A 6,362-nucleotide genomic window follows, 5' to 3' on the forward strand; every position below is an offset into this window, starting at 1 on the left:
GGTCCGATGGTGGTTGAGTTGCCGCCGGGCGCCTATATCGGCCTGATCAACGACCATAATCTCCCCGGCCCGGATGGCGGAAAGGGTGGAAAGCACCTCATCCTGCTGCCGGACTACAAGGGCAAGGTGCCAAAGGGCTACCATGTCGGGAAGTCGGCCACCTACAAAGTTCTGCTTGCTGTGCGCGCTCTGCCGGTCGGTGGCGACCAGGACAAGGCGCTGAAGGCGCTGCACGCCATCAAGGTCTACCCTTTGAGTACGGCCAGCAAGCCGAAGCCAATCGCGATCGTCGACACCACCGAGAAGGCAATGGACAGCACCTCTCTCAAGTGGGAGGACAACATCCAGTTCTGGGAGGTATTGAAGCGGATCATCGATGAGGAACCCCTCGTCGAGAAATTCACACCGATGTAGGGCTTCTTGCGACGCTCGGTATCTAAAAGGGCAAGCCGTTCGCACCTGATGCCCGTACGAAAGCTATCCTCGAAAAAGCTGCGAAGGTTGGTCGTGACCAGCTTCTCGTATCGGCGTTCGATAGCGATCGGCCGGACCGCTTTGCGTGGCCGGACCGCAAATGGGAGTGGGTCGGCCTGGTTCCCAACGCTGCCCAGTTCGAGACGCCGATGGGCGTCGATCTGGAGGCACATGATCGCTGGTTCGCACAGGCGATCGTCACGCCCGCAATACTCCACCGTTCGGCCGGCGCGGGCTCGGCTCTATTGGCTCGGTGCTCGCGACGCTAGCGGTGCGTTTCTGGACGGAGCAAGAACTACAAGCTGACGATTCCCCAGCCCGTCCCGGGCAAGCTGCTCTGGTCCGTGACGCTCTATGACGCGCAGACTCGCTCCGACGTGCAGACGGATCAGGACAAGGCGGCGCTCCGCTCGCTCTTTGAGTTGAAGGACATCGACACGTCAAAGCCGGTCGACCTCTATTTTGGTCCAACGGCGCCGAAGGATGGCGAAGGCCGTTGGATCAAAACCCAGTCCGGACGTGGCTGGTTCAGCTACATCCGCATCTACGGACCCACGCAGCCGGCCTTTGACGGCTCCTGGAAGCCCAACGACATCGAAGAAATCAAGTGATTGGATGGCTGCCGGCAGCCGACATGGCTCCGGCGGAGACAGGACATGAAATGAGAACCCCCGGTCGCAAAGGCCGGGGTTTTTCACGTCATCGCCTCTTTAAACTTTTGAAATCCTCTACCATATCCAGCCCAGGTTCGTCAGCCGCAAATCCCAACCGCGGCGGAACAAATGGGCTTGCCATTTAAGGGAGCTCAATCTCAGTCATCGGCCTGTGCCTTATGAGGGCAGGGCGATCCATGGAGGTACAGCATGAATATCGAAAAATACTCCGAGCGGGTGCGCGGTTTTATTCAGTCCGCCCAAACCTATGCGCTTGCGCAGGGACACCAGCAGTTCACACCCGAACATGTACTGAAAGTGCTGCTCGACGACGACCAGGGCATGGCCGCCTCGCTGATCGAGCGCGCCGGCGGTGATCCCAAAGCGGCGCGCCTTGCCAACGATGCCGCACTTGCCAAGCTGCCGAAGGTATCCGGCGGCAACGGGCAGATCTATCTCGCGCAGCCGCTTGCCAAGGTGCTTTCCACTGCCGAAGAGGCAGCGAAGAAGGCCGGCGACAGCTTCGTCACGGTCGAGCGCCTGCTGCAGGCATTGGCGATCGAGTCTTCGGCTTCGACGTCGACGACGCTGAAGAATGCCGGTGTGACCGCGCTGGCGCTCAACCAAGTCATCAATGAAATTCGCAAGGGCCGCACCGCTGACAGCTCGAACGCCGAACAAGGCTTCGACTCGCTGAAGAAGTATGCCCGCGATCTGACCGGCGAAGCCCGCGAGGGCAAGCTCGATCCGGTCATTGGCCGTGACGACGAAATCCGCCGCACGATCCAGGTTCTCTCCCGCCGCACCAAGAACAACCCCGTGCTGATCGGCGAGCCTGGCGTCGGCAAGACCGCCATTGTCGAAGGCCTCGCACTGCGTATCGTCAACGGCGACGTGCCTGAATCACTCAAGGACAAGAAGTTGATGGCGCTCGACATGGGCGCGCTGATCGCCGGCGCGAAATATCGCGGCGAGTTCGAGGAGCGGCTGAAAGCCGTGCTTAACGAGGTGCAGGCCGAAAACGGCGAGATCATTCTCTTCATCGACGAAATGCACACGCTGGTTGGTGCCGGCAAGGCGGATGGGGCGATGGACGCCTCCAACCTCCTGAAGCCTGCGCTTGCGCGTGGCGAGTTACACTGCGTCGGTGCGACGACGCTCGACGAATACCGCAAGCACGTTGAGAAAGATCCGGCCCTAGCCCGCCGCTTCCAGCCTGTCATGGTTGAGGAGCCGACGGTCGAGGACACGATTTCGATCTTGCGTGGCTTGAAGGAAAAGTACGAGCAGCATCACAAGGTCCGTATCTCGGATTCGGCCCTGGTTGCGGCTGCGACGCTTTCCAACCGCTACATCACCGACCGCTTCCTGCCCGACAAGGCGATCGACCTGATGGACGAAGCCGCTGCGCGGCTGCGCATGCAGGTGGATTCCAAGCCTGAAGAGCTGGACGAACTCGATCGCCGCATCATGCAGCTGAAGATCGAGCGCGAAGCGCTGAAGAAGGAAACCGATACGGCGTCTGCCGACCGGCTGACGCGGCTTGAAACCGAGTTGACTGGCCTCGAGGAAGAAGCCGACGCCCTGACGGCCCGCTGGCAGGCGGAAAAGCAGAAGCTCGGCCTCGCCGCCGATCTGAAGAAGCAGCTGGATGAGGCCCGCAACGATCTGGCGATCGCCCAGCGCAAGGGTGAGTTTCAGCGCGCCGGCGAGTTGACTTACGGCGTCATTCCGGAACTGGAAAAGAAGCTCACGGAGGCCGAACAGCAGGACAGCGATCGCAGCGCCATGGTGCAGGAGGTCGTCATCCCCGACAACATTGCGCATGTCGTTTCCCGCTGGACCGGTATCCCTGTCGACAAGATGCTGGAAGGCGAACGCGACAAGCTTCTGCGTATGGAAGACGAGCTGGCGAAATCGGTGATCGGCCAGGGTGATGCGGTTCAGGCAGTGTCGCGGGCGGTGCGCCGCGCGCGCGCCGGCCTGCAGGATCCGAACCGGCCGATCGGCTCGTTCATCTTCCTCGGCCCGACCGGCGTCGGCAAGACGGAGCTGACCAAGGCGCTTGCCCGCTTCCTCTTCGACGACGAAACGGCGATGGTGCGCATGGATATGTCGGAGTACATGGAGAAGCACTCGGTGGCCAGGCTGATAGGCGCGCCTCCCGGCTATGTCGGCTATGAGGAAGGTGGTTCGCTGACGGAAGCCGTTCGCCGGCGGCCGTATCAGGTCGTTCTTTTCGACGAGATCGAAAAGGCGCATCCTGACGTCTTCAACGTGCTGCTGCAGGTGCTCGACGACGGTCGCCTGACCGACGGTCAGGGCCGGACAGTCGATTTCCGCAACACGATGATCATCATGACGTCGAACCTCGGTGCTACGATGTTGACGGAGCTACCCGACGGTCATGACACAGATGAGATCCGCGAGCAGGTGCTGGACGTCGTGCGCGGTCACTTCCGGCCGGAGTTCCTAAACCGTATCGATGAGATCATCCTGTTCCATCGCCTGAAGCGCGAGGAAATGGGCGCGATCGTCGATATCCAGCTGATGCGTCTGGTGGCATTGCTTGCCGAACGCAAGATCACACTCGAGCTCGATGACGATGCCCGCAATTGGCTCGCCAACAAGGGTTACGATCCGGTCTATGGTGCGCGGCCGCTGAAGCGGGTGATCCAGAAATACGTGCAGGATCCGCTCGCCGAACAGATCCTTTCCGGGCAGGTTCCGGATGGTTCGACGGTGAAGATCACAGGCGGTACGGATCGGCTGCTGTTCCGGACGCGGAATTCCGCGGTCAACGAAGCGGCCTAAGGCCTCGACAACAGGAAAGAAAATGGCGGCCCCGGGCCGCCATTTTTGATGGACGCTACTTGCTTGCCACTTGTGGCGGCGGCTGGTTGCCGAGGAGGGTGTCGATGCGCTGCCGCTCGTCCTCGAATTTTGCCAACGCCTCACCCTTCAACGACTTGCCGCCTGGCAGGCGCACGCGCAGCGGATCGACCTTGGTGCCGTTGACGATCATCTCGTAGTGCAGATGCGGACCGGTGGATTCGCCGGTCGTTCCAACCCAGCCGATTACCTGGCCCTGACGTACCTTGGAGCCGGGAACGACGCCCTTGGCGATGGCGCTCTGGTGATTGTAGGAGGATTCGTAGCCGTTGGCGTGGCGGACGATGGTCTGGTTGCCATAACCGCCGGAATCCCAGCCGGCCTTCTCGACCGTTCCGTTGCCGACTGCGATAATCGCCGTGCCGCGCGGTGCCGCCCAATCGACGCCCGTATGCATGCGGGCAAAGCCCAGGATCGGGTGCCGGCGCATGCCGAAGCCTGACTTGAAGATGCCGTTCGGAACGGGATTGCGCAGCAGGAATTGCCGAATGCTCTTGCCGTCCTGATCGAAGTAGTCGATCGACCCATCTTCCGCATCCTGGAAGCGGTAGAAGCGGGTCTGTGTGTCGCCGAAACGCGCGTTCACATAGAGTAGCTCGGAATCCTCCGTTGCCTGACCGCTGGAATCGGCGACGGAAAAGAAGGCTTCCAGCGTGTCGGTCGGCCGCAGCTCCGCCTGGAAATCGACGCTGCTTGCCAGCAGCTTGATGATCAGGGCGGTCATGTCCTTGGTCATGCCGTAGGACAGTGCGGCACGATAAATGCCGTCATAGACGCGTGGCAGATTCTGGTTGGACGGGACCGATGTCGAATTGTCGTCGAAGGCGGTCGTGACTGCGTCGATCTCAGGTGGTTCACGGCCGGCCACGAACCGATCGTGGTCGTCAAGCGCCACGGTGACAAGATGGCGCGTGCCGCGATAGATGCTGGCGCGGATGATCTTTGCTTGTTCGCCTTTCTGCAGGATGCCGATGCGCAACACATCGCCCTTGGAGAGGTCGTCCGATCCGATCATCGGTGAGAGGTAGCCTGCCAGCCCCTTGGCCTGCAGTTCGGGATAGCCCGAGTCCGTCATCGCCTTGATGATCGAGGTCGACTGGCGCACCGGGATGATGTCGTCGGCGAATTCCTCGGTCTGCGGCGTGATCGATTCCGGTGCGGAGACCGTCATGTTCTGCTCGAGGACGCGCGCCGTCAGGCCGGCTGTCAGGTCAACGTCGTTATCGTCGTTGGAGAAGCGGCGTGGGTCGACATAGTAGAGTGCTGCCACTTGGGCGGCGCCGTCGGTCAGGATTGAGCCGTTGGAGCGCACATTCTCCTCGATCTCGTCGAGCGTCATGCCGGGCGCCACCTGGAGATCGGATCTCGTCGTGGGATAGGCTACGGTCTTCAGGCTGACTTCGGACTCCACGTCTGAACCGTAGATCTGCCCGGTGCGAACGGTCGGCTGCGCGTCCGGCTCGTCCGCCGAGAAGATCGTCAGCGGATTGAAGCTCGGATAGTCCTCGGTCGCGACGTGGTTGGCGGCAAGCGTCATCTTCACACGCGCGAAGGGCTGGCGGCGGACGACCTCCTTGTCGCCCTCGTGCACGACGGTCGAGACTTCCATGATCTTGCGGTCCGACGGCTTGGCGGCAATCGCGGCTGCAATCAAACGGCTGCCGCGCGTTACATCAGTATCTGCGTTGGCTTCGGCATTGATATTGGCGTAGGCCTCGGCGGGAATCGCCAACTGCTGGCGGCCGTCGAGTGCCGCAAACAGCGCCACGCCCATCAGCACGCTCGAGGTAATGCCGGTGAGGAACGTACCCGAAAGCCAACGCAATGAAACCTCGCGGCGGTCGGGCGCGCGTCTGCCATCAGCGAGAAGCGGCGGCTCGTTGCCGAACGAGCGGATCATCATCTTCTCCGTCATCATGGCAGGTGGATCCGCGTCCTTTCGGTAGGCTTTCTCGGGCAGCTCTAGTTGGCGCCGAAAAGTGCATAGTTTGCCAATAGAAGTCAAATGGGACGCCTGCGCGCATCCAAATGATCAGCCCTTGAGACCATCCGATTGTGAAGATGTGAGGGCGAAGGATCTCGTCATCGGATTTTTGCGCGCTATTTCCCGACAAATGACCCGGCTATCGGCGCGATCCAAGGGGACAAAAGCGCCACTTGGAAAATCGCTCTTAGAATTCAATGCGATGCAAGAATTCTCGTTTTTTTTGAAAACGGCTGTTGACTTAGAAAAGGGGTAGGATCTATAAGCCCCCTCACTGAACGAGGGCGGCGGCGCTGCTGGCGACGAAGTCCTTCGCTCTCAAGTTTCTTTTAAGATTGGCTTTGTTGCTGATTGGTTCC

At 60.7% G+C, this 6,362-nt stretch carries 4 protein-coding genes; 3 read left to right on the top strand and 1 reads right to left on the bottom strand.

Going from position 1 to position 6,362, the window contains the following annotated elements; translation table 11 throughout:
- Nucleotides 1–6: 6 nt before the first annotated feature.
- The 3 genes from IB248_RS32035 to clpB all read left to right on the top strand — a co-directional run bounded on the left by IB248_RS32035 (nucleotide 7) and on the right by clpB (nucleotide 3,941).
- Entirely contained in the window at nucleotides 7–414 is a 408-nt protein-coding gene (locus IB248_RS32035; protein ID WP_246733629.1) for a DUF1254 domain-containing protein, read from the top strand.
- Between the two features lie 404 nt (nucleotides 415–818).
- Nucleotides 819–1,085, top strand: coding sequence for a DUF1214 domain-containing protein (locus tag IB248_RS32040; RefSeq protein ID WP_026371858.1), 267 nt, complete (start codon nucleotides 819–821; stop codon nucleotides 1,083–1,085).
- Between the two features lie 252 nt (nucleotides 1,086–1,337).
- Nucleotides 1,338–3,941, top strand: a complete 2,604-nt coding sequence (clpB, locus tag IB248_RS29130) for an ATP-dependent chaperone ClpB (protein ID WP_169681319.1) — start codon at nucleotides 1,338–1,340, stop codon at nucleotides 3,939–3,941.
- Between the two features lie 55 nt (nucleotides 3,942–3,996).
- Here clpB and IB248_RS29135 read toward each other — a convergent pair whose 3' ends face one another.
- Nucleotides 3,997–5,937 (bottom strand): M23 family metallopeptidase, encoded by a 1,941-nt coding sequence (locus IB248_RS29135; RefSeq protein WP_018860468.1) that lies wholly within the window; start codon nucleotides 5,935–5,937, stop codon nucleotides 3,997–3,999.
- Between the last annotated feature and the right edge of the window lie 425 nt (nucleotides 5,938–6,362).

Origin of the sequence: Rhizobium sp. RHZ01, assembly GCF_014851595.1 — a bacterium.
GTDB classification, from domain to species: Bacteria; Pseudomonadota; Alphaproteobacteria; order Rhizobiales; family Rhizobiaceae; genus Rhizobium; species Rhizobium altiplani.